This window comes from Mucilaginibacter sp. L196, from assembly GCF_009765905.1.
In the GTDB taxonomy this organism is placed as follows: Bacteria; Bacteroidota; Bacteroidia; order Sphingobacteriales; family Sphingobacteriaceae; genus Mucilaginibacter.
In genome coordinates this window covers 834467-858987 of sequence record NZ_LMUO01000009.1, presented here as the reverse complement: position 1 = coordinate 858987, position 24521 = coordinate 834467, and the positions used below count along the sequence as shown (strand labels likewise).

19 protein-coding genes are annotated in these 24521 nt (G+C 40.3%); 9 read left to right on the top strand and 10 right to left on the bottom strand.

The features are described from left to right. Positions 1-71 precede the first annotated feature (71 nt). The gene (locus tag GSQ74_RS07265) at positions 72-206 is read right to left on the bottom strand and encodes a glycoside hydrolase domain-containing protein (RefSeq protein WP_216846689.1); all 135 of its coding nucleotides are present in this window, start codon (positions 204-206) and stop codon (positions 72-74) included. 116 nt (positions 207-322) lie between these two features. After that, positions 323-1615, bottom strand: a complete 1293-nt coding sequence (locus GSQ74_RS07260) for a glycoside hydrolase family 71/99-like protein (RefSeq protein ID WP_158991638.1) — start codon at positions 1613-1615, stop codon at positions 323-325. A 314-nt stretch (positions 1616-1929) separates the two neighbouring features. Between GSQ74_RS07260 and GSQ74_RS07255 the strand changes: the two genes are divergently transcribed. Genes GSQ74_RS07255 through GSQ74_RS07240 form a run of 4 tightly spaced genes read left to right on the top strand, consistent with a single transcriptional unit; the run spans position 1930 to position 7996 of the window. Then, complete coding sequence (locus GSQ74_RS07255) at positions 1930-4197, top strand: glycoside hydrolase family 3 N-terminal domain-containing protein (RefSeq protein WP_158991636.1); 2268 nt, start codon at positions 1930-1932, stop codon at positions 4195-4197. A gap of 31 nt (positions 4198-4228) precedes the next feature. Then, entirely contained in the window at positions 4229-5782 is a 1554-nt protein-coding gene (locus GSQ74_RS07250; protein WP_158991634.1) for an alpha/beta fold hydrolase, read from the top strand. A 7-nt stretch (positions 5783-5789) separates the two neighbouring features. Further along, on the top strand, positions 5790-7013 hold the full coding sequence (locus tag GSQ74_RS07245) for a hypothetical protein (RefSeq protein ID WP_216846688.1): 1224 nt from the start codon (positions 5790-5792) through the stop codon (positions 7011-7013). 29 nt (positions 7014-7042) lie between these two features. Beyond that, on the top strand, positions 7043-7996 hold the full coding sequence (locus GSQ74_RS07240; RefSeq protein WP_158991632.1) for a family 43 glycosylhydrolase: 954 nt from the start codon (positions 7043-7045) through the stop codon (positions 7994-7996). A 179-nt stretch (positions 7997-8175) separates the two neighbouring features. Here the strand turns inward: GSQ74_RS07240 and GSQ74_RS07235 are convergent, their stop codons facing one another. Continuing rightward, positions 8176-10542: an ABC transporter permease gene (locus tag GSQ74_RS07235; protein ID WP_158991630.1), complete on the bottom strand. Its 2367-nt coding sequence runs from the start codon at positions 10540-10542 to the stop codon at positions 8176-8178. Positions 10543-10954: 412 nt separating this feature from the next. Here GSQ74_RS07235 and GSQ74_RS07230 point away from each other — a divergent pair, with 412 nt between their 5' ends. The 4 genes from GSQ74_RS07230 to GSQ74_RS07215 all read left to right on the top strand — a co-directional run bounded on the left by GSQ74_RS07230 (position 10955) and on the right by GSQ74_RS07215 (position 13677). Then, entirely contained in the window at positions 10955-11902 is a 948-nt protein-coding gene (locus tag GSQ74_RS07230; protein ID WP_158991628.1) for a hypothetical protein, read from the top strand. Between the two features lie 20 nt (positions 11903-11922). Beyond that, positions 11923-12564: a hypothetical protein gene (locus GSQ74_RS07225; protein ID WP_158991626.1), complete on the top strand. Its 642-nt coding sequence runs from the start codon at positions 11923-11925 to the stop codon at positions 12562-12564. 338 nt (positions 12565-12902) lie between these two features. Further along, on the top strand, positions 12903-13235 hold the full coding sequence (locus tag GSQ74_RS07220) for a helix-turn-helix transcriptional regulator (protein WP_158991624.1): 333 nt from the start codon (positions 12903-12905) through the stop codon (positions 13233-13235). Next, the gene (locus GSQ74_RS07215; RefSeq protein ID WP_158991622.1) at positions 13225-13677 is read left to right on the top strand and encodes an SRPBCC family protein; all 453 of its coding nucleotides are present in this window, start codon (positions 13225-13227) and stop codon (positions 13675-13677) included. Before GSQ74_RS07220 ends, GSQ74_RS07215 begins: the two co-directional genes overlap by 11 nt. A gap of 250 nt (positions 13678-13927) precedes the next feature. Here GSQ74_RS07215 and GSQ74_RS07210 read toward each other — a convergent pair whose 3' ends face one another. The 7 genes from GSQ74_RS07210 to GSQ74_RS07180 form a co-directional block, all read right to left on the bottom strand. Further along, positions 13928-15676 carry an ATP-binding protein gene (locus tag GSQ74_RS07210; RefSeq protein ID WP_158991620.1) on the bottom strand — a complete coding sequence of 583 codons (1749 nt, stop codon included), beginning with the start codon at positions 15674-15676 and terminating at the stop codon, positions 13928-13930. Further along, positions 15673-16806, bottom strand: coding sequence for a sensor protein KdpD (locus GSQ74_RS07205; protein WP_158991618.1), 1134 nt, complete (start codon positions 16804-16806; stop codon positions 15673-15675). The genes GSQ74_RS07210 and GSQ74_RS07205 overlap by 4 nt, the downstream gene beginning before the upstream one ends. 162 nt (positions 16807-16968) lie before the next feature. Continuing rightward, positions 16969-17532 carry a K(+)-transporting ATPase subunit C gene (locus GSQ74_RS07200; protein ID WP_158991616.1) on the bottom strand — a complete coding sequence of 188 codons (564 nt, stop codon included), beginning with the start codon at positions 17530-17532 and terminating at the stop codon, positions 16969-16971. Positions 17533-17554: 22 nt separating this feature from the next. After that, positions 17555-19585, bottom strand: coding sequence for a potassium-transporting ATPase subunit KdpB (gene kdpB / locus GSQ74_RS07195; RefSeq protein ID WP_158991614.1), 2031 nt, complete (start codon positions 19583-19585; stop codon positions 17555-17557). A gap of 12 nt (positions 19586-19597) precedes the next feature. Then, entirely contained in the window at positions 19598-21313 is a 1716-nt protein-coding gene (gene kdpA, locus GSQ74_RS07190; protein WP_158991612.1) for a potassium-transporting ATPase subunit KdpA, read from the bottom strand. Between the two features lie 12 nt (positions 21314-21325). Then, positions 21326-21403 carry a potassium-transporting ATPase subunit F gene (locus tag GSQ74_RS22970; RefSeq protein WP_158991799.1) on the bottom strand — a complete coding sequence of 26 codons (78 nt, stop codon included), beginning with the start codon at positions 21401-21403 and terminating at the stop codon, positions 21326-21328. 274 nt (positions 21404-21677) lie between these two features. Then, complete coding sequence (locus GSQ74_RS07180; protein ID WP_371724289.1) at positions 21678-23027, bottom strand: sigma-54-dependent transcriptional regulator; 1350 nt, start codon at positions 23025-23027, stop codon at positions 21678-21680. A 364-nt stretch (positions 23028-23391) separates the two neighbouring features. Between GSQ74_RS07180 and GSQ74_RS07175 the strand changes: the two genes are divergently transcribed. Continuing rightward, positions 23392-24480, top strand: a complete 1089-nt coding sequence (locus GSQ74_RS07175; RefSeq protein ID WP_158991610.1) for a 3-oxoacyl-ACP synthase III family protein — start codon at positions 23392-23394, stop codon at positions 24478-24480. The last annotated feature ends 41 nt before the right edge of the window (positions 24481-24521 follow it).

Below are 24521 nucleotides of genomic sequence, written 5' to 3'. Positions count from 1 at the left end.
TCAGCGGCTCGCCAAATATAAGGAACAACCATTAAAATAGATTAACCTAACAAACACTCGAATAATGACAATCAGTTTTTTATTTTTTTGCCATTTGAAAGCTGAATAGATGCCTTATAAAATAAAGCTGTGCCAAAAACATAGGCTCCGATTGCCGGAAAAACCGGGTAAAAATCAAAGGATGAAAATATATACCACGCCGACATTGCCCGCAATCCTGGTTACCGCTAGTGCCATCAATGGAGCTGAGGTACATACATTATCAAACAATACTAACTTATAAGTTTTAAACTCATAAGTTAGTATTGCAGTTATTGCTGCATTATTTCACCACTTCTCTTTCAGGCATCTTATATACCAACGGCTTTTCTCTTCTTAATATTTGAGCTGCCTGCCCGGTTAACCATAAGTATTGGTCAGATGGTTCCCCATCCAGTTTCACAAATTCGGTTGCAGAACCAGGCGCTGTTACCGGCGGATTACCACTCACCTTAAAGATAGCGGTGCCCTCGTTTATCTCATCAAACATAGCTACATATATCATTGATGCCCCTGCCGATATTGCAGTTGATAACATTTGCCAGTAAAAACGGCCGCCTTCGCGTGGTATTGATGCCACAGGCTTTACATCATCAGGAAATTCATAACGGCTCAAATTATGCCAGCTGAAACCAGGATAAACACATGGCACATAGGCTACATTATTTTCGCTACACCATTTCATATCGCCAATAACGTCATCACGGTACCTATCCATATCGTTATGCAGTAATGGCGAATAACGTTGAACGCTCCATGGTAAAACAATATCACATTTTTTAATTAACTGGTGCAAATAAGGATCATTGGTACAATCGGCTTGTAGTGTACGCCATGAATTTGGTACGCCTATCATGATGGCACAACCTCCATAAACCGGATCATTCTTCAAAAAGTCTATTAGCCTTTCAAAGCCTATATTTCGGATATTATACGGCCTGTCGGGAAAACCCACCCCCCAAATAGCTACAACAGGCTTTCCGTTAAAATGGAGATATGTTTTGGTGCCGGGCTGGTTAGTTACCTTTAGCTGATCAACCAAATATTTCCAATCTTCAATGATGCTTGAACAATCCTGGCCTGATGCACTTAACCCCGATAGATCATACATTACAGCAATTGCCCTTTTATATTTTGAGGCCGCCTCAAGCGCGTTTTTTAAAACAACCGATTCTTTCTCTTTATCTTTTCCATTGGCATTGTTAAAAAAACGCTGCACAAATACGCCGTCAACACCATATTGTTGCATCCACTTAAAATGGAGGTCGACTGTACTTTTATCTATCGAACTAAAAAAGCGTGCCTGGTCACCATTTGGTAGTTTAAAAGGTGTTGGATACGTTTTTTCATATTCGCTTACATCCGGCCACATATCAATACCCGAACGAGTTTCATCGCCATAAACATATCGGTGAGATTGTGAACCATCCCCTTCTGCCCTAAACCATCCCTGATATCCGGCCATAATTAAACCCTTATAAGTTGGGTAAAGCGTTTCTGTACTATGCTTGTTTTGTCCGAACGTTATCGCGCTCAGCAATAATAAAATGCATGAAAAGGTAAATCTGGTTTGCATAATTGATTTATATTAAATTGGTATTGGTATGCAAATAAATTCACCTTCATTAATAAATCATTAATAACTGCTTAATGCCAAAACTTAATTTGATATTTTATCAAATTAAAATGATATGATATAAACAACTATAGCAACCATATCTTATACCCGTTTTCAAAGTATACTCAACATATATATGTTAATTACTTTTAAATTTCTTGGGCCATTAATTATTTGTTAATCTCTTATTATTCGTAATGGTATAGTTTTATGAAACCAATATATCTGCCTACATAAACTTATTCAAATCAGTTACCAGTAAAACCATCTTTATGAGATTAAAGAACAACCTTCTTATTATTCTTCTAACTGTTGCCTGCTGCTCCTTTACGGGGATAAAGCACGTTTATAAATATCCTTATCAAAACCCGGCTATGCTGGTAGATGAACGTGTTGCCGACCTGGTTAGCCGGATGACTTTGATCGAAAAAATAAAGCAGCTGGATATGTTTGAAGGCAAAACGGTATCAGATATGCCAGGGCATGATGCAAGTTCTGTTTCAGTCGAAAAAATAAAACAGACTATAGGTACAACCGGCATTGGCTCTATTCACGACTTTTATCCCTTGAGCGCTGACCTTACCAATCAGATACAAAAATACGCTACTAATAATACCCGGCTGGGCATCCCGGTATTATTTATTGAGGAAGGGCTGCATGGTTATTCAGGCCTTGGAAGCACCTCATTCCCGGTGCCTATAGCCTTATCTACCGCATGGGATACTGTTCTTATACGCAAAATTGGCCATGTAATAGCAACAGAAATGCGTGCCCATGGAATAAACATGATATTGGGGCCGGTATTATGCCTGCCCCGCGACCCACGATGGGGAAGGACAGAAGAAACATATGGTGAAGACCCTTACCTTGACGCATTAAACGGCGTAGCCATGGTTAAAGGCCTGCAGGGCCGAAAATTAACCGATAACGATGCCGTACTTGCTGAGCCTAAACACTTTGCCCTACATGGCATACCCGAAGCGGGTAGCAATATTGCTGCTGTAAATATAGGTGAACGGGAAGCCAGATCATCATTCTTATATGTTTTTGAAAAAGCGGTAAAACAAGGTGGCGCATTGGGTATGATGGCTGCTTACAGCGAAATGGATGGTATACCCTGTGTAGATAATGAATGGCTCTTTAAAAATGTATTACGTAAGGAATGGGGCTTTAAAGGATTTGTGCTGTCGGATCTTGGTGCTATAAGAATGACACTGAACAGCCACCATACAGCTGCTAATGCCAGCGATGCTTTAGCACAAACATTCTCAGCCGGAATGGATATGCAGTTCTATGATTTTCCGCACGATGATTTTATCGCAGCTATGAAACTGGCCATACAAAATAAAAGCTTATCAATGGCCGACCTGAACCGTGCTGTATCTGATGTGTTAAGAGTTAAATTTAAATTGGGTTTATTTGATAATCCATATATAAACCCATCACTAACGTCAAAGGTATTTCACTCGCAACAAAATCAGGATCTAGCCTTACAGGTCGCCAGGGAGGGCATCTGTTTATTAAAAAATGACCAGCATATACTACCTTTAAGCAGCAATGTACATTCGCTTGCGGTAATTGGGCCGCTGGCAAAAAGCACTTATCTGGGCGGCTATTCCAATAATGATGACAAGGCGATATCTATTTTAGACGGGCTAAAGCAACGCGCGGGCAATTCCATTAATATTGGCTATGCAACCGGCTATGCAATTGATTCTGCAGCTAGTTTACAGGCTGATTACTTAAAAAAAGCCGTTGAGTTGGTTAATCATTCTGATGCAACTGTAGTGGTTTTGGGTGAAGATGTAAAAGAAGTGGGTGAAGGGAAAGACAGGTCGAACCTGGAGATCAATAACCTGCAAAAAAATCTTATCGAAACCATTTACAAAACAGGCAAGCCGGTTACTGTTGTATTATCAAACGGCAGGCCGCTGTGTATCAATTGGGTGGCAAAAAACATCCCGTCGATAGTTGAAGCATGGTTTGGCGGCGAAAAAGGCGGCCTTGCGGTTGCCGATATAGTGCTGGGTAACTATAATCCTTCGGGCAAATTGCCTATTACATTCCCGAGATCTACCGGCCAAATTCCCTTTTATTATAACCATAAACCCTCATCAAGGCATATTTATGTTGATCAGGATAGTACCGCATTATTCAATTTCGGGCATGGGTTGAGTTATACTACGTTCGCCTATTCAGATTTACATATCAGCCCTTTAAAGTTACCCGCTAATGGTACGGCAACCATAACTGTAACGGTTAAAAATACAGGTAATGTAGAGGGAACAGAAGTGGCACAATTATATATAAGGGATGTTATATCAAGTGTTACTACACCTGTACTATCTTTAAAAGGCTTCGACAGGATCAACCTTAAACCAGGTGAAAGCGGTACAGTAACTTTTAAACTTAATATCGAAGAATTAGCGGTTTGGAACAGGCAAATGAAACACGTTGTAGAGCCCGGTGAATTTAAGATAATGGTAGGCAGCGCTTCTGATGATATCAGGCAAAATGGCAACCTATATGTTGTTAAATAGAATGAACACATTTAACTAATTATAATCTGAAATGAATATTTCTGCAAAAATTAAATTGCCAAGTTTTTTAAAACATGCGATAGCGTGTTTGGGAATAATTAACAGGGGTATTGTATGCTGCTTTTTGTTAAGCGTGACAATAGTTAACACGGCATCGGCACAAACAGAGTCCGGTACATTTGGCAATTTAAAAACAACGTGGCGGGGAGGTTATGACCGTTATGATTTTTTAATGGATACAGCAACCCTTATCATTAAGCCAATCAAAGCTACTGAAAATGAACAGTATGGCATGACTGATACTATTAAGGGACAAGTACGTTGTATTTTAATAATGCCTAAACATGCTGCGACGGGTAACCCATGGTGCTGGCGGGGCTTTTACTGGGATCATCAGCCACAATATGAGGTTGAGCTGCTTAACCGTGGCTTTTATATCGGCTATATTAATTGCGACCCGGGCAAACAATGGGATGCATGGTATAAATTTCTTATTGATCGTGGCTTATCAGCAAAACCGGCCTTTGGTGGTATGAGCCGAGGCGGGATAAATGCTTATGCATGGTCAACAACGCATCCTGATAAAGTTTCCTGTATTTATGGAGATAATCCGGCTATACGGCCTGAAAGCATGGCAAAAATGGGAGATTTGGCTAAACGTGATATCCCGCTGCTAAATGTTTGCGGCAGCCAGGATTTTTTATATGAAACCAATACCTTACCTATTGAAACTATTTATCATCAGCTAAATGGCCGTATTACCGTGCTGATTAAAGAAGGGACAGCACATCATCCCCATAGCCTGCAAAATCCAACTATAATTGCTGATTGGATAGAAAAGAATATTCAGCCATCAGCTACCGCACCTGATTTTATTGATTCAACATTCACTAAGTCGTACTATTATAGCCTGGCTAAAACTTATAAGTACTTAAAGGAAGAGAATACGTACGCAACCTGTAGCGGGCCCGGATTTACACCATGTTATGATCGTTATGATGTAAAGCACAAAAGCTTTTATGGCACATCAACCATGGTGATTATTATTCCCAATAACCCAGCACCGGGCAAGCCATGGATTTTCCGCTCTGACAGGATTGACAGAGATGCAGTTGTAGACCAGGAGCTATTGGCAAAAGGTTATTATATTGTTGTAACCCCGCTCACCGAACAATCTGGTGCTGACAGCAGCCAATGGAATGCCACATATAAAATGCTAATCGCACATGGCTTTGCTAAAAAAGCAATAATGGAAGGTACAGGTGCTTCGGCTGGTGAAGCTTATGCATGGGCCATACAAAACCCTGATAAAGTTAGCTGCATTTACACTATAAACCCTGTTATGCGCAACCTGATGAGTAAAACTGTTCTGTTGGATAATCTGGCTCCGCTTGCCAAAGCCGGGATACCCTTGCTGAATGTTTGCGGCAGTGAGGACCCCTGGCTACAGGATAACACCCGTATAATTGAAAAGCGTTACCAACAAATGGGTGGCCATATTACCATAATAGTAAAAAAGGGCGAAGGTCATTTTTTAACTATAGATCCACAACCTGTTGTTGATTTTATAACTAAGAAAAGTTAATTGTTATATGAGAGTGAAATCACTTACGCTGTTATTAGTGTTATGTTGTAGCCTGGGATATACCAAAAATTTCCCCAATAAAGGCAGGGGTTATAAATTTAGCCATACTATCTCAAGACCGGTACTTGAAAATTATCTGGACCGTTCCATTACTATGCAAAACTTGCTTACCAATCAAAATGATTTTGATGATAACCTGCGTATGATCAAAAATATTGGTGCAAAGTTTATAGGCAGGGCTGTATGCCAATGGGGTGACGAGGCCCGCTTAATGCAAAATTTTGAAGTAGAAAAAGCACTGGCGTTAAAAGTACACAGGGCTGATCCTGATATTATTTTGCAAGCGTGCATTTTCGAAAATATAACCGACGAGATAAACCAGATTGCCATACCGGCATGGGCGTTTATAGCTTTAGGCATCCCTGTTGAGCAAAGAAAATTCCGCTATGATGATATGCTGTATACTGATGGTAGATTCAAAAACAAATGGGGTAACGGGTCAGTGCCCGATGTAAGCAGGCCTGAAACCAAGCTGCTGTTCTATTTTCTTGCCGTCTCTTACATCAATGCCGGCATTGAAGGTATCCACTTTGGGCAGGTGGAGTTGATGAACAAAAATGATAAGAATTTAGATAATTATGCCCAGATACTTGGTTTGATCAGAGCCTATGCCCACCGGCATGCCCGGCGGGGAATGGTAATATGTGATGCCCACGTTCCCGGTGGTGGTTTTGTGCGTGATGGAAAATTGTTACTGGATGTTCATGCTTTCCCGTTAAGAATAATGGAAACTACTGAAAAACCACAGGAAGCCGCTTTAAAAGTGGGCTATACTGATGCGCTGTATCTGCGCAGCAAAGGTGGTATTACACCCAGCGGCTGGAAATGCGATCACCTACCCTATTTAGTTGAATTTGATAATTATGGCGGTAGCAACCAACCCGGCCACGCAAAAGCTGCCGGAAGTTTCTTTTGGGTTTGGGGTTATGATGAGATCAGTTGGTTTGCTAACCAAGATAAACCATACCGAACTTTCTGGTTACATTATGCTTATGACTGGATACACAAAACCGATATTAACGGTCACCTGGAAATGCCCGGCAGTCGGCAAACATCAAAACTTAAACAAATGAACTGGTATCATGCCAATAATAGAAGTGCAGTTATGCCCGGCGGCCTTAGCGATGAAGATACCATACGGGATATTTGGGCGGCAGCAGAATTTTTATAATGCATTTTATAAACTATAATATAATAAACATGAAAAAAATAAGAAGACTCATCATTCTATCATTATTTATAATAACATTAGCGCCATTTTCTGACACCTGTTTTGCTCAGGATTTAGCAGAAAATCCATTTGTGCGTGACATATATACCGCTGATCCATCAGCACATGTATGGGCGGACGGCAGGTTATATGTATATCCTTCACATGATATTGCTCCTGCCAGGGGATGCGATCTAATGGATCAGTACCATGTATATTCCACTGATGATATGGTACACTGGAAAGATCATGGGGAAATTCTGCGCGCAAGCCAAGTTCCATGGGGACGTAAAGAAGGTGGCTTTATGTGGGCACCCGATTGTGCATACAAAAACGGAACGTATTATTTTTACTTCCCGCATCCAAGTGATACCAAATGGGACAACAGCTGGAAAATTGGTGTCGCAACCAGCAAAAGCCCTGCAAGCGGCTTTAAAGTGCAAGGTTATATTGAGGGGCTGGAATCAATGATTGATCCATGTGTGTTTGTTGATGATGATGGGCAGGCTTATTTTTATTATGGTGGCGGTGGCATTTGCAAGGGCGGAAAGCTTAAGGATAACATGGTAGAAATAGACGGTGAAATGAAGACAATGGAAGGTTTGCAAGATTTTCATGAGGCAACTTTTGTTCATAAAAGAAATGGTATCTATTATTTATCTTATTCCGATAACCACGATGTGGGCAATGAGAAAAACCAGATGCGATATGCTACCAGTAAAAGCCCCTTAGGCCCATGGACGTATCAAGGTATATTTATGGATGCTACGGATAGTTATACCAATCATGGTTCAATAGTAGAATTTAAGGGTCAATGGTATTCTTTTTACCATAACAGCGCGCTTTCCCATCAGGATTGGGAAAGATCAATATGCGTAGATAAGTTATATTATAATCCCGATGGTACGATTAAAAAAGTCATTCCGACAGGAAAACAAAACTAAGTCAGTACTGAGGGCAATACAAGCACCTCCGGCTTCACTAAAAAAAGCCTTCAGATTAGTTTCTGAAGGCTTTTTTTATTCTTTAGTCTTAAGGTTACATGTATAGGTATTCGAAGTTGGGAACCAAGAGCAACAGGCGAATGAACAGTTGAAATACTTAATTAACGTATTGCATAAAATCATTCCGTTCTCAAACTCTTTATAGGATTAACAATTGCTGCTTTTATAGATTCATAACTAACAGTTAGCCAGGCAACCCCCAAAGCTGCCAGGGATGCCGTGAAAAACACTAACCAGCTAACGTTTATATGATACGCGAAACCAGACAGCCAGCTATTCACCGCATACCATGAAAGCGGTATGGCTATAACTATAGCGATCAGGATTAACCTGGTGATTCCGGAGGATAATAAATAGATGAGGTTTAACACGGATGCACCTAATACTTTACGTACACCAATCTCTTTGGTACGCTGCTCGGCCATAAAGGCAGATAAACCATATAAACCCAAACAGGAGATAAAAATGCCCAGAATGGCGAACAAGTTAAAAATGTTGCCCATCTGTTGTTCTCCTTTATAAAGATTGGACAGATCCTGATCAAGGAAATCAAATTTAAAGGGGTAAGCAGGGTTGAGTTCCTGGCTTATTTTTGATAAAACCTGTATAGTTGCGCTGGTATTTCCAGGTGATGTTCTTAACACTACAAAACCACCTATCTTATTAAAGGGCATAACCAATGGCTCTATGGCCTGCTGAACAGGCTTAAAATTAAAGTCTTTTACAACACCAACAATAGTGCCCTTATTGCCCCAAAGTGTTAATGGTTTACCAATTGCGGTATTAGCATTTAAACCCATAATTCCCGCCATTTTTTCGTTAATCATGTAGCTGTTTGAATCAGTTTTAAATGCTCTTGAAAAACTTCGGCCTGCCACCAACTTCATCCTGAATGTATAGGTAAAATCCTCATTTACTGCCATTACCGGTATGGATATTTGCGAATGAGGATCTTTGCCGTCCCAGTTTACACTAACAGTCCATCCCCCCAGGTCGGTGGGTAAATCGGTAATTATGGTAAAATCGCTGGTAAGTGGATTTCTTTTTAACTCGTTTTTAAGCGCTTGCTGCTTGCCCCAGATATCACCTGTCATCGGCATATACAAGAGATTGGCCTTCTCAAAGCCGGGATTTCTATCTCTGATAAATTTAAGCTGATTGTAAATAACCACTGTACCTACCAGCAATACAATGGATACCATGAATTGGGTTACTACCAATGTGTTGCGAAACAGTAAATTACCTCCCATTGATTTTACATTTCCCTTTAGCACCTTAACCGGGTTAAAGCTGGAAAGGAACAAGGCAGGGTAGCTGCCCGAGATGAGTCCGGTTAACAAGGCAATGCCAAAAAGGCTTAACCAAAGCTTCACATCCGATATATTGATGGTAAGCTTTTTGTCGGCCAGTTGATTAAATACCGGCAGGAATAAAAGGACAATCCCCAGCGCAAGCAATAAGGATAGGAAGGAAATAAATACCGATTCGCTTAAAAACTGGAGGATCAGCTGCCCGCGTACAGCGCCTGCAACTTTGCGTAAACCAATTTCTTTGGCCCTGCGGGCTGAACGTGCAGTAGCCAGGTTCATGAAATTGATACAGGCTACTATAAGTATCAAAATAGCGATAATAAAAAAGATATTTACGTATTGTGCATTCCCGTGGCCCGGCAAATCCCCCAGTTCTTCGGGCAACAGGTGAATTTTGGTTAAGGGCTGCAATTGGAATGTGGCCTTCATATCTGCAGCATGCTTATGAAATACCTGGTTTATTTGCTTTTCCAGGCTTAATAAATTGGCAGCAGAAGGATTAAAACTCTTGTCTAATTGCAAATAGTCATAAAAATTGAAATTAGTCCATACACTATTTTTTAAATCATCATTCGTTCTGGCTAACGAGGTCATCGGAAGAATAAAGTCAAATTGGAGGTCGGAGTTAGCAGGAATATTGGCCAAAACGCCCGTTACAACCATGTTTTCTTTATTGTCTTTTCTTATTACTTTGCCAATAGGATCTTCGTTTCCGAAGTATTTTGTTGCCATTTCCTGCGTTATTAAAACGCCATCCACCTGTTTTAATGCAGTGGTACGGTCACCCTTAACCAACGGAAATGAAAACACATCCATGAAACTTGGGTCTGCATAAAACACACGTTCTTCTTCAAATTTTTTGTTGCCTGCTTCCAGCAGAGTAGTATTGCTTGGCTGTATACGAACCGTGTTTTTAACAACCGGCATTTCTGCTGCCAATCCTGCTGGCATACCTGCCGGGGTTCCCACAGTTTTAGAATCAACCAGATTACAGCTTATACGATATATCTGGTTGGCATTTTTATGGAACTTGTCGTAGCTTAATTCATTCTGTACCCAAAGCAAGATCAGGATACTTGAGGCCAGCCCTATTGCTAATCCTGTTATATTAATAATAGAATAAGCTTTATCTTTTATTATATTTCTGTAAGCAAGTTTAAAATACGTCTGCAACATAATTATGCCATTTTAGTGTGAATGCTAACATACTATTTAAAATCCATGCCATATAATTAACTAACTGAAAATAAAAAGCTTACAAATATAACTTTATAAATACCGTACGGAAACGTTACAGCAGATGTGCGATTTTATTAATGTTATCACCTGTAATTAACTCCATATCCATCACATTCTCAAAGATAACCCTCGCCGGAATAAAAAGTAAAACATAAACAAGCGGGCAGATAAGTTTTATTTTTTAGTGGATTGACTTTTATCCGACTCGTAATTTTGATTGCTTAATGTGGATGAATATAGAATGGTGTATCCTAATAGCTTGTAATACCCAAGACAGGAAACATTTTGAATAATTTAAAAACATATCAGCGTATTTAACTATTTATATGGGAGTTAAAAACGAATTACAATGAAAACCACCGGGCTTTTTGGATTATTGTTCCTGTTATTCTGGGCGATTCCCTTTCCAATGATCATGTATTATAATTTATCCATGTTTTCGGATGGAAGTACCCCGGTTATGGCATTTATGTGGCTTGGGGTATCACTATTGCTGAGCATATTGCTCTTACGCGCCCTTTTTAACAGCCTGATATTAGGTCGATTTATTGCCATCCGCAGGCTGAATAACCTGATGCAGAATGGGGAATTAAAGACTGCTAAAATTATACAAAATACAGCACTCGCGCCCGACACAACCGGTATGAATAAATACCGCCTGGTGATGGAGCTACAAAATTTTGTAGGCACTACCATCCATGAAACAATGGATATGAATGATAATAATCCGGTGCTGCACCGTTTTGATACCGGAAAAACAATAAAATTGCGGGTTGATAAAACCCTTAAAAATGTACCTTACCTACAGCTGGATGGAGCTCAGTACAATGGGCCAACCACACGCGGTTTGGCTATAGGCTCTATACTATGGCTATTTTGTGCCTCAATTATAGCAGGTTATTACATGTACAGCTACAATCGTGAAAACAACGGTACAGGCTGGCGATTCCTGGTGTGGGACCATCCGTTGGTCTTATGTCCGCTGATATTAATGGGGATCACCTTATTTCTGCGACGCGGCAAGTTTACCAAAAACCAATTGCAGCATAAATATTATGGTTACGAAACCCAGGCCCAGGTTGTAGCCGCATCGCAAACGGGAGTATATATCAATAACCGGCCGCAGGTACGGTTTGACCTGCAGTATACCGACCATAATAATAAACTGAACAGTGTAAGTTTTAAAAAAACCATAGGCATATTAGACACAGGATTAGTGCAGCAAAAAACAATTGATATTTTTTATCTGGGTAGCGATCCGCAGAATATCTGCCTTGCCAGTGAACTGACTAAATGATACCGTTAATTACCAAACTGATGAAAAAATCACTCCCGTTATATCTCGCTGTCATTCTTTCAACGATATTACTATCAGCATGTAAGCAAATTACCAAATCCATCGATGATACGCTGAACGGGCGGCCCCGGCAGAATAAAATTGATGCTTTCATGTCGTCAGAAGACGATGGTAATAGCAACACCAGTAATTTTTTGACCGATGCCAATGCACTGGCGCAGGCCGAGGCAGCATTAAGGAACCTTCCTGAGCTAAAGGGTAAAAAGATAAACGTGTATAGCGACTTGCATATGTATGATGATGGCCGCATTATGATACAAATACAAGATCCGGACACGCTGCAAAATGTAAATAGCTATGACTACAGCAGCGACAAACAATGGGGAGCAAGACAGCCGGTAAATATTGGCGGGAATATTACTGCCGAAAGTGTAAGCAGCCAATCTATACCGCTGGATTCTATACATTTTAAAACTGTAGCCAAAATGGCCAAGACCTATGCCGATAGCGCCAAACATGTAGGAAGTACAACCAGTATTAATCATATTTATTATGAACCGCAGGTCAGGGAATGGTATTGTAACGATATGACCGGCGCACGCTCGAGTTATGAAATTTATTTTAACCCAGATGGTACGGTAAAAGAATTCAAAAAAGAATGACGGAAACGTTCACCTTATCAAATCACAAAAACAATTACTTTCTATATAAATCATTACTTATTTGACCATATCAATTAGTCACCATAATTTTTAATTATGTGTTTTAATTGGCTGGTTTAAAACTTGATTTAGGTATCCTAAAACCGATGGTTAACATATAAAGCATACCTATTTATTTAATGAATAGGTATTTGAACTTTTTAAGCAGCTTTCCCGCAGGAGAAAAGTACAGATCATACTGTTTGAGAAAATCATGATTTATAAAATCAATTTATTTCAAGAAAAATTTGCGCAAGCAAATACTTGCATTTATATTTGCAAGCAAATACTTGCACAATATGATAAGAAGAGATGTATTTCAGGCGATTGCCGACCCTACCCGCCGTCAGATCATTAATATGGTTGCTGATCAACCGCTAAATGTAAATGCAATAGCTGATAGTTTTGATGTTAGCAGGCAGGCCATATCCTTACATATTAAGATTTTAGTAGAGTGTGAACTCCTGAAAATAAATAAGCAGGGACGAGAAAGATATTGCGAAGCTAAACTTGACCAATTAAGCGAAGTATCCTCCTGGATAGATCAATATCGCCAGCATTGGGAAAGTAAACTTGATAATTTAGAAACCTATTTATATCAACTAAAAAAAGAAAGAAAACATGGAAAATAACACTAAAGACCGTGAGCTTTTAATTACCAGGGTGCTTAATGCGCCAATTGATTTAGTTTGGGAAGTATGGACAAAGCCCGAACACATTGCCAAATGGTGGGGTCCAAATGGCTTTACCAATACCATTACCACCATGGATATGAAACCCGGTGGCGAGTGGAACCTGGTGATGCACGGACCAGATGGTACTAATTACGAAAACCAAAGCATATTTAAAGAGGTCGTGCTTCACAAAAAAATTGTTTATCAGCATGTTTCGGCACCTTCCTTTACATCAACTATAGAATTTGATGCGCAGGGCGAGCAAACCCACCTGAAATGGCATATGATTTTTGAGAGCCATGAGGAATTTATACAAGTGGTAAAAACCTTTAAAGCCGAAGAAGGATTGAAACAGAATATTGAGAAATTGAGTAAATATCTTGCTGAAATGATAGCCTAAATACTTATGCTTTACACTACAGCATGTGGTTGGTATTTTCACCACAGGTGTTCGGAAAATTAGGGTTGCTTCTTTTCTAATGATTTTTCATGAAAATGATTTGTCATTCTGAGCATTGCGAAGAATCTGTAAAGTAGTTTACACCGTACAGATTCTTCGCAATGCTCAGAATGTCAATTTTGTTTAATCTTCCTCCCCCCATGGAAAATACCACCACAGCTAAATCTAAGAAGCTGTTTTAAGATGTCTACTATGCTACCGCCGGTAAGGTAAAATAAAACCGACTTCCTACCCCAACTTCACTTTCTACACCAATTTCACCGCCTTGCGCAGCTATAAATTCTTTAGATATAGCCAGCCCTAATCCCGAACCGGATTTATTTTGGCCGTCGGTTGGTACCTGGAAATATCTGTCGAATAATCGCGATTTATATTGATCATCAATCCCTTTACCCAAATCTTTTACAGAGAATTCTATCATATTGGCTTTCTTACTTACATCAACCGCTATTTTTGATTTAAGCGGACTGTAACGTAAGGCATTTGATAAAAAGTTGATCATTACCCATGCGGTTTTCTCCACATCGGCATTAACATCCGGAATATGGGCTGCTACACTCTGCTCTATGATAATACCTTTTTGGTCTGCTTCAAACTTTATGGCTTTTATCGCATAGTCTATTATTTTTTCAGGCTTGGCCGGTACAAAATTTAGCTGGATGTTTCCCGTTTCTACCTGCGACAGATCCAACAATTCATAGGTTATTTTAAGCAAACGCTCCGCATCGCCGCTGATGTGTTTTACTAATTGATTCTGTTCAGAATTTAATGCCCCCACGCGGGTATCTGCCAATAATCCCGCACTCATTTTAATGGCTGATATGGGGGTTTTAAGCTCGTGCGATATAGTGGCTATAAAATTACTTTTAGCCTCATCACGCTCTTTAAACTCAGTTATATTACGAAGAATATACACTATACCCACCGATTTTTTGGCAATGTTTACAGGCCCTTCTGTAGGTGATAGGTTTGGCACTAAAATTTCACGGGTTTCTAGCTGGAAGTATGAATCTTTACCCTCGGCAAAAATTTTAAACGCCCGGTCAGCTTTTTCTCCGTTGATAATGGATTTAAACAGATCATTATTTTTACTTACCTCCCCAACCAATTTTCCGGTCAGCTTATCCTCACCCAAATTCAAAATAGCTTTTGCTGTTGTATTGATGAAGAGTATTTCATGTTTTTCATTAACACCGATAATGGCATCGTGCATTTGCTCAATAATGGTTTCAATGCGCGATTTTTCCGACATTATTTTTGATAAGTTGCTGTTCTCCCATTCATTTAGCTTTGATGCCATATCATTAAAGGCATTGGCAACCTCGGCAAACTCATCACTCTTATCAAAATGAATGCGCTGCCCGTAATTTTTTTGACTGATCTCTCTTATCCCTTCTAAAAGCGCATTTAAAGGGTTTGATATAATTCCCGGAAAATTTACGCTAAAGCTAAACAGAACCAGGAAAGTAAACGCCCCGGCTAAACCCAGAAACACTACCGCATCCTCAACATTCTTATGCGCCTTTTCATTTTTAATAACAATAGCGCGCATATTTACCACCTCTATATCCCGCAGATATTTCCTGATACTTTTTTCGGTTTGTTTAAGCGTGGCAGCATCTGTTGTATTTTGCAACGCTGTAAAGGCCTTACGCAAGTTGCTTGCCATTACTCCCTCTCCCGGCTCAGTAATATTATGTTCTTCCAGTACTAATTGTTTATTAAAGCTATTCGCAGATGCAGCACTAAGCGGAAGTTCCTGATCATCCAAAACAGTTCGCATTTCCCTGCTATAATTGAGGGATTCGTAGTTATCTTTTAAAATAACCTTAGCGCTATTAGCTATTTGATTGATGTAGAATAAAGACACTGCGCCAAAAAACAGCACCACAATAAACAAAAAGCCAAAGCCTAAACGGAGTTTATTTTTTACTTTCATGATAGTATCACTAAATCAGTTTCTGTAGCTGCTAAATTTTTAAGCAGCTGGTTAAATACGGTTGTTCTCAAAATCACCTGGAACAGGTTTAAATGCGGTTTTCCAATACAAATGGTGGTTATTTCCCGTTCTTGGGCAACCTTCATAATAGATGCGGTTATCTTATCGCTTTTTACTTTCAATAATTCTGCCCCCAGTTCGGTGGCCAGCTTAAAGTTGTTTATCAAATGCCTTTGCTTATCCAGCTTTATCCTGTCCAAACTTTCGCTGCTGCTTTGTACATAAAGCACTATCCAGGGTGCATGGAAATAGGATGCTAAACGTGCAGTTTTTCGGATCACTATCTTCGAAGTTTCAGCATTTGATGATATGCAGGCTAAAAACCTTTCGGGTCTTAATTTTATTTGTTTGGGGATTTCAATGTCGATTTTTCGCTCTAAATGATGTGCCACTTCCTTTAGCGCTATTTCGCGTAACTGCAATATTTTATCACTTCTGAAAAAATTCTGTAGTGCGCGTTCAACTTTTGATTTTTCGTAGATCTTACCATCTTTTAACCGATCAATAAGTTCATCTGCGGTCAAATCGATATTGACTATCTCATCCGCCATCTCCAATACTTTATCGGGTATACGTTCAGTAATCGGGATACCGGTAATGGATTGAATTTCTTCATTCAGGCTCTCTAAATGTTGAATATTTACGGCTGATATTACACTAATGCCTGATTCCAGAATATCCAGCACATCCTGCCAGCGCTTACTATTTTTGCTGCCTTCGATATTACTGTGCGCCAATTCATCAACAATAACCACCTCGGGGTGGCGGTTCATGATCTGTTGCGCATCCATCTCCTCCAATTCTTTGCCTTTGTAAAATATCTTTCTGCGTGGAATGACTTTTAGTCCATCCAGCAAAGCATGGGTTTCCGCACGATTATGAGTTTCAATATAGCCTATCTGCACATCAATGCCATTACGTTGCAGGGCATGCGCCTCCTGCAGCATCCGGTACGTTTTGCCCACGCCGGCGCTCATACCAATATAAATCTTAAACTTTCCGCGCCTCGACCGCTTTACCAGATCAAGAAAGTGTTCAACGGAATGCTCTTTAATTTCTTCTTCACTCATAATTTAACGAACTAACCGGCTGTAGTTTTAGCTACAGCCGGAGTATTTTTTATTCCCCTCTTGAGGGGGCGCATTGGATGGTGTGATGGCAGGGGTGCGTTCATTAAGCGATGAACACACCCCTGCCCCCTCTCAAGAGGGGAACCGCACTGGCCTTTGCTTTTATTTCATCTCATCCAAAGCTACGTTCAATTTTAGAACGTTGACCTTAGCTGGGCCAAATAATCCTAACAATGGTTTTTCGGTATTCGCTGCTATCAGGCTGTTTATTTTATCTGCTGATATATTCCTGACTTTAGCAATACGGGCAACCTGAATTTGTGCCCCGGCTGGTGACAAGTCGGGATCTAAGCCACTACCTGATGAGGTAACTAATTCGGCAGGTATTTGCGAGCGGGTTACTGTTGGGTTGTGCTTTAAAAAAGTATCAATAGCCGCGCTCACCGTTTTTAAATAATCAGGGTTACTTGGGCCTTTATTCGTTCCGGAACCCGCATCAGCCTGATAATTAGCAGCTGACGGGCGTGACCAGAAATATTTATCCTTAGTGAACTTTTGACCGATGTTGGCAAAACCAACCACACGGCCGTTGTAAGTAACTGTTTCACCATCACCGTGCCCTGGTGCAAATTTACCTATTCCGGCTATGGCTAATGGATATATTCCTGCTAATAACACTATCAATATGATAGTTAGTTTTAGGGATGGTAAGAAAAACGCTTTCATTTTATTTAAAATTAATATTCTGTTATAAAAATACGCCTACTGCAAGATCAATTAATTTGATGCCGATGAACGGGATCAACACACCACCTAAACCGTAGATTAACAAATTACGGCGTAATAACGCGCTTGCTCCTATCGCTTTGTACTCAACGCCGCGCAATGCCAATGGTATCAGCATCGGGATAATGATAGCGTTAAATATTACCGCTGATAATATGGCTGATTGCGGGCTGTGCAAATCCATAATGTTCAACGACCTTAATGCAGGTATTGATACCATAAACAATGCAGGCACAATGGCAAAATATTTAGCCACGTCATTCGCTATTGAGAAGGTGGTTAATGTACCACGGGTCATCAATAATTGTTTACCAATTTCCACAATTTCAATCAGTTTGGTTGGGTCGTTATCCAAATCCACCATGTTACCGGCTTCTTTGGCAGCCTGGGTACCGCTGTTCATGGCTACGCCAACATCTGCCTGGGCAAGTGCGGGGGCATCATTTGTACCGTCGCCCATCATGGCTACCAGTTTACCTTGTTGTTGCTCAACTTTTATGTAGTTCATTTTATCTTCGGGTTTTGCTTCCGCGATAAAATCATCTACACCAGCTTTTTCAGCTATAAATTTTGCTGTTAGCGGGTTATCACCGGTAACCATTACTGTTTTAACACCCATGCGACGCAAGCGTTCAAAACGTTCGGCTATACCGGGTTTAATGATGTCCTGTAGTTCAATAACACCTAATATCTCTTCGTTTTGTGATACCACCAAAGGTGTACCGCCATTAGAAGCTATGGTTTTTACATTTGCTTCAACCTCTGAAGGAAATGCGTGACCAGCATTGATAGCCATGGTGCGGATAGAATCAAAAGCACCTTTACGTACACGTAAACCATCAGGAGTATCTAAACCACTTGAGCGGGTTTCAGCAGTAAATTTGATGAATACCGAATCTGCAGGTGCTTTGGTTACTACCATGCTTTTGTTTTGCTCGGCAAGTTCAACAATGGATTTACCTTCTGGTGTTTCATCTGCTAATGAGCTTAAAACACATGCTTTAATAAAGTCATGCTCGTTTACACCATTTGCAGGGTAAAAGTTGGTTGCTTTACGGTTACCTATGGTGATAGTACCTGTTTTATCTAATAAAAGCACATCAAGGTCGCCTGCTGTTTCAACGGCTTTACCCGATTTGGTGATTACATTGGCACGTAACGCTCTATCCATCCCAGCAATACCGATGGCCGATAAAAGGCCACCGATAGTTGTGGGTATTAAACAAACAAACAAGGATATAAATGCCGCTATGGTTATAGGCGTGTTCGCATAGTCGCCAAACGGTTTCAGCGTGATACAAACAATCACGAATATCAGCGTGAAACCGGCTAACAAAATTGTTAAAGCAATTTCGTTGGGGGTTTTTTGGCGTGATGCACCTTCAACCAACGCGATCATCTTATCCAGGAAACTTTCGCCAGGTTGTGTAGTAACCTGCACTTTAATTTTGTCGGATAATACTTTAGTACCACCTGTTACCGATGATTTATCACCGCCTGACTCACGGATTACCGGAGCAGATTCGCCAGTGATTGCAGATTCATCAATAGTAGCTATACCCTCGATGATCTCGCCATCGGTAGGGATGGTATCATTAGTTTCGCAGATAAACACATCGCCTTTTTTAAGTAGTGACGACATGATGATTTGTTCTTTACCATCCACCAATAAACGGGCAGGAGTTTCAGAACGTGTTTTGCGCAAGCTTTCAGCCTGTGCTTTGCCACGTGCTTCGGCAATTGCCTCGGCAAAGTTGGCAAACAGTACAGTTAAAAACAGTACTAAAAATATAGTGAAGTTGTAACCCCAACTCCCCTGCCCTGCATTAGAGAAAGAGAAGATAGTTACGATAAGCATTACAACTGTGCCTATCTCCACCGTAAACATTACGGGGTTACGTACCAGTATACGTGGATCAAGCTTGATGAAGGATTGCAAAAAGGCATCTTTCATCTGATCAGCCTGGAATAATGTATTTTTATCAGATTTCATGGTTGATATCTATTATTTGATTGAGAAATGTTCGGCTATTGGGCCTAAGGTTAAAGCAGGGAAGAAGGCTAACGCGGCAACAATAACTATTACAGCTAATACCATCACCCCAAAAGTGCCTGTATCGGTTTTTAAGGTTCCTGCTGATTCTGGTACGAATTTTTTGTTGGCTAAGATACCTGCAATAGCAACCGGGCCAATAATAGGCAGGAAGCGAGATATGAAGATAACCAGGCCGGTACTTACATTCCAGAATATATTGTTGGCGGTAAGCCCCGCATAGCCCGAACCGTTATTAGCCGCGCTGGATGTGTATTGATACAACATCTCGGAGAAACCATGGAAGCCAGGGTTATTTAACCATGCAGATGGCTTAGTTGCCCAAGCTGCACCAGCAAAGTGAACCAGCACATATGTTGCTATGGCTGTGCCTACTAATATTACAAATGGGTGCAACAAGGCTATCAGCGAAGCGATCTTCATTTCACGGGCTTCAATTTTGCGCCCCATAAATTCAGGTGTTCGCCCAACCATCAAGCCGGAAATAAATACCGCGATGATGATGAAAATATAGAAGTTAAGGAAACCTACACCTACACCACCATAAAAGGCGTTGATCATCATATCAAACATCTGTGCCATACCTGATACCGGCATCATGCTATCATGCATGGAGTTTACTGAACCATTTGAGGTTACAGTAGTAGTAATGCCCCAGTAAGCTGAAGCGGCAGCGCCGAAGCGTACTTCCTTGCCTTCCATTGAACCGCCGGGCTGACTAATCCCCATGTGTGCAATGGCAGGGTTGCCGCCAACTTCAGCATTCACCGACGGGTATAGCATAGCCAGGAAGCCGATAGTCATGACCCCGAAAATAACCAAGGCCAGTTTCCTCTTATTTAGATAATAACCTAACGCGAATACTAAAGCGATAGGAATTAATATAATGCTGATGTTCTCAACTATATTTGTTAAGTAGTTTGGATTTTCAAGCGGATGTGCGGAGTTAACGCCAAACCAGCCACCACCGTTTGAACCAACTTGCTTTATAGCAACCATGGCAGCAACCGGTCCACGCGAAACGTGCACGGTATCGCCTTGTAGTCCAATTACTGCAACCTTGCCTTTATAGCTGGTTGGTGTGCCATTGAAAGCTAATATAATAGCTACTACAAAGCTGATAGGTAATAACACACGGGTGATTGATTTCAGGAAGAAATCCCAGAAGTTACCAAGCTTGTCGGTAATCTTATCTTTCATTGCTTTAAACACTACCATCATGGCAGCTAAACCTGTTGCGGCACTAACAAAATGCAGGAACATAAACACAAAATGTTGTGTAAAGTAAGTTGCAAGTGATTCGCCTGAGTAATCCTGAAGGTTGGTGTTGGTTAGAAAGCTTAATGCTGTATTAAAAGCAAGATCAGGAGATTGGTTCGGGTTACCATCAGGGTTTAATGGTAAATGCGATTGGAACAACAAGCAAAAGAAAGCATAAAATAACCATATAACGTTAATGGTTAATAATGCTTTTAAATGTTGTTTCCAGTTCATCTCACGGTTAGGGTCGATGCCTGCGATTTTAAAGATGAACCTTTCCACCGGGGCCATAAAATCAAGCCAGGTGTGTTCGCCCTTAAATACTTTGGCAATGTATTTACCAAGTGGTATGGCCAGCGCTACGGTGGCCAGGTACATAAAAATTATACCTATGTATTCTGTATTCATGGTTTTTATAGTTTAAAATCTTTCGGGTTTAAGCAGTACATATACCATGTATATGAAAACTGCAATGGCTACAAAGAATAATGCGATCATGGTGTTTAAATTTTTTCGAAGTAATTAACGGATTTGAAAAAGAGCCAGAAGACGACTACAAATACAAGCAGATAAACGATGGTGAGTGTGATATCCATAATATGTTTGTTTTTTTATTTATATGGGCATATACCAAGCTGATGCCACAAAAAACAATTTACGTACAAAAGCCTTTAAATCAAACTATTATACAGTTAGTAATTAAAAACAAAATATCACCAACAAAAAAGACCCTACCAAAATGGAAGGGTCTTTTACCGTAATGGTAGGGTTATTACACTATTTTGTATTGATCGAGTTTGCGGTAAAGGGTGGTTAAACCAATGGCCAATAACCTTGCTGCTTCGGTTTTATTACCATGGGTATGGTTTAACACTTTATAGATATGTTGTTTTTCGATAGATTCCAGGTCGAGCGCATCTTTTTCAACATGAGCTGTTTTGAATTCTACCGGTAACAAGTCGGAACTGATCACACCATTTTCAGCCAGTATCACTACCCGCTCAATTACGTTTTTCAATTCCCGCACATTACCTTTCCAGGTGTGTTGGGTGAGCATGTATATAAACTCATCGCTCATGCGCTCAATACGCATATTTACTTTAGCGCTAAATTGCTTCAGGTAATGTTTGGCCAGTAATTCAATATCGGCCTTGCGATCATTTAGCGATGGCAGGTTGATGGTGAATACAGATAATCGGTAAAACAGGTCTAACCTAAATCGTCCTTCTTCAGCTTCCTGTTGCAAGTCACGGTTGGTTGCTGCCAGTATTCGGATATTTACTTTTGTGGTTTGCGTATCCCCTATTTTAATAAAACTACGGCTTTCCAATACGCGCAGTAGTTTGGCTTGCAGCTCCAGACTCATTTCGCCTATTTCATCTAAAAAAATGGTGCCATTGTTGGCCTCTTCAAATAAGCCTTTCTTGTCTTTTACCGCACCCGTGAATGATCCGGCCTTGTAGCCGAATAACTCACTTTCCAATAAATCGGGCGGAAAGCTACTGCAATTAACCGCAACAAAAGGCTGCAAATGGCGGGGACTATCATAATGGATTGCTTCGGCAAATACCTCTTTGCCTGTACCGGTTTCGCCAAGCAATAACACGGTTGTATCCGTAGGTGCTACTTTTTTGGCGATCTCTACCGCATCCAAAATAGCTTTTGAACGGCCAAGTATGTTATCAAAACTATACTTACCGCTTATACGTGCCTCTAAATTAAAAACCCGTAATTGTAGTTGCGCTTTTTCAGCAGCTTTATAAGTGAGCGGGATTATTTTGTGGTTATCGTCGCCTTTGGTTATGTAATCAAAGCCGCCATTTTTTATGGCCAAAACTCCATCGGCTATGGTGCCGTAGGCTGTGAGGCTAATCACCTCAACATAGGGCTTTTTCTCTTTTATAAGCTTTACTAGTTCAACTCCATTAATATCGGGTAGTTTAACATCGCTCAATACTACGTGAATCTCCTCAAGCATTAAAACTTTTAGTCCTTCCTTAGCTGTGTTAGTTTGAAAAACTTTAAATCCTTCCAGTTCCAGCGTCCTTGCAATTAGGGATGCCAGGTTTTTTTCATCATCAATGACGAGAACATTCGCCAATATCTTAATTTTATTCTCCACGGTTCATGAGGTTAGTGCCAACACGCAACAACTAAAAGGATGCCTGTTATTTTATATTGGATTAAATTGAATTATCTAACTGTAAAACAGCGTCTTTCTATTTCCTAACTCTGTTTGCTGGTTTATAAATACTTTCATATTGATAGGCTATTTTATCAATATGGTAGGGTTGATCAAGGTTTACCGTTGCTGATGTTTTAATTTATTCTTAATAGGCTTGTCATAAATACTGTGATAATTAATAAATGTTTTACTTATAACTTAAAACAACCCAATAAATTCACAAAATCCCGTTTAATATACGTACTTTCATACAAGATCCCACTCAATCCGGATAGATTGAACCATCCATTAGCAAGAAACTTTGAGCAAAAAAAATTATTCCATTATTATTGGAAGCGGGAGTTATATCCCTACACGCATAGTTAAGAATACAGACTTTATAAATAATGAATTTTATGGGCCTGATGGTTTAAAACTAACCAAAAGTAACCAGATCATCATCGATCAGTTTGAGCAAATTACGGGTATACAGGAACGTCGATATGTAACTGATGACCTGCTTACTTCTGATATTGCTTCCCTGGCTGCGCGTGAAGCTTTAACAGCATCAAAAATTGACCCGGAAACACTGGACTATATTATTGTAGCACATAATTTTGGCGATGTTAGCATTGGTAATTCATATACCGATATGGTACCGGCTTTAGCGTCAAGGGTAAAAAATCAATTGGGGATTACTAACCCTGATACTGTTGCTTACGATTTACCTTTTGGCTGCGCCGGATGGTTGCAGGGAGTGATACAGGCTGATGGTTATATCCGTTCGGGAGATGCCAAAAGAGTGTTGATTATTGGTGCGGAGACATTATCGCGTATTTGCGACCCACATGACCGTGATAGCATGATTTATGCCGATGGTGCCGGGGCTGTTATTTTAGCCGCTACCGAAAGTGAAGAACCTGTTGGTATAATATCGCATGCCACAAAATCATATGCTAATGAGCTGACTTATGTGTTAAAAATGTGCAAATCTGCCCATCCGGAATATACCGGCGACAGGCTATTTTTAAAAATGCAGGGGCGCAAGCTTTATGAACACGTGTTGAAGATTGTTCCGGGTGCTATTAAAGAGTGTATCACTAAAGCAGGTTTATCAATAGAAGATATGGACAAGCTACTTATCCACCAGGCTAATAACAAAATGGATGAGGCTGTGCTTAAACAATTATTTGAGCTTTACGATATTAAATCGCCATCAATTGATATTATGCCTATGACTATTGCGTGGCTTGGCAATAGCTCTGTTGCTACTTTACCTACTTTATATGATCTTATTGAACGTGGTCAATTTGAAGGCCAGGGATTCACTCCCGGTAAGATGATGGTTTTCGCGGCAGTTGGCGCAGGGGTAAATGTAAATGCGGTGGTGTATAAGATTCCGGCTAATTAATAGGCAAGCACAAACAAAGCGTCATTGCGAGGAACGAAGCA

Excerpts from the sequence above, each read along its gene's own strand:
- GSQ74_RS07265 (WP_216846689.1), bottom strand. The coding sequence starts at position 206 with ATGTCGGCGTGGTATATATTTTCATCCTTTGATTTTTACCCGGTTTTT.
- GSQ74_RS07260 (WP_158991638.1), bottom strand. The coding sequence starts at position 1,615 with ATGCAAACCAGATTTACCTTTTCATGCATTTTATTATTGCTGAGCGCG.
- GSQ74_RS07255 (WP_158991636.1), top strand. The coding sequence starts at position 1,930 with ATGAGATTAAAGAACAACCTTCTTATTATTCTTCTAACTGTTGCCTGC.
- GSQ74_RS07250 (WP_158991634.1), top strand. The coding sequence starts at position 4,229 with ATGAATATTTCTGCAAAAATTAAATTGCCAAGTTTTTTAAAACATGCG.
- GSQ74_RS07245 (WP_216846688.1), top strand. The coding sequence starts at position 5,790 with ATGAGAGTGAAATCACTTACGCTGTTATTAGTGTTATGTTGTAGCCTG.
- GSQ74_RS07240 (WP_158991632.1), top strand. The coding sequence starts at position 7,043 with ATGAAAAAAATAAGAAGACTCATCATTCTATCATTATTTATAATAACA.
- GSQ74_RS07235 (WP_158991630.1), bottom strand. The coding sequence starts at position 10,542 with ATGTTGCAGACGTATTTTAAACTTGCTTACAGAAATATAATAAAAGAT.
- GSQ74_RS07230 (WP_158991628.1), top strand. The coding sequence starts at position 10,955 with ATGAAAACCACCGGGCTTTTTGGATTATTGTTCCTGTTATTCTGGGCG.
- GSQ74_RS07225 (WP_158991626.1), top strand. The coding sequence starts at position 11,923 with ATGAAAAAATCACTCCCGTTATATCTCGCTGTCATTCTTTCAACGATA.
- GSQ74_RS07220 (WP_158991624.1), top strand. The coding sequence starts at position 12,903 with ATGATAAGAAGAGATGTATTTCAGGCGATTGCCGACCCTACCCGCCGT.
- GSQ74_RS07215 (WP_158991622.1), top strand. The coding sequence starts at position 13,225 with ATGGAAAATAACACTAAAGACCGTGAGCTTTTAATTACCAGGGTGCTT.
- GSQ74_RS07210 (WP_158991620.1), bottom strand. The coding sequence starts at position 15,676 with ATGAAAGTAAAAAATAAACTCCGTTTAGGCTTTGGCTTTTTGTTTATT.
- GSQ74_RS07205 (WP_158991618.1), bottom strand. The coding sequence starts at position 16,806 with ATGAGTGAAGAAGAAATTAAAGAGCATTCCGTTGAACACTTTCTTGAT.
- GSQ74_RS07200 (WP_158991616.1), bottom strand. The coding sequence starts at position 17,532 with ATGAAAGCGTTTTTCTTACCATCCCTAAAACTAACTATCATATTGATA.
- kdpB (WP_158991614.1), bottom strand. The coding sequence starts at position 19,585 with ATGAAATCTGATAAAAATACATTATTCCAGGCTGATCAGATGAAAGAT.
- kdpA (WP_158991612.1), bottom strand. The coding sequence starts at position 21,313 with ATGAATACAGAATACATAGGTATAATTTTTATGTACCTGGCCACCGTA.
- GSQ74_RS22970 (WP_158991799.1), bottom strand. The coding sequence starts at position 21,403 with ATGATCGCATTATTCTTTGTAGCCATTGCAGTTTTCATATACATGGTA.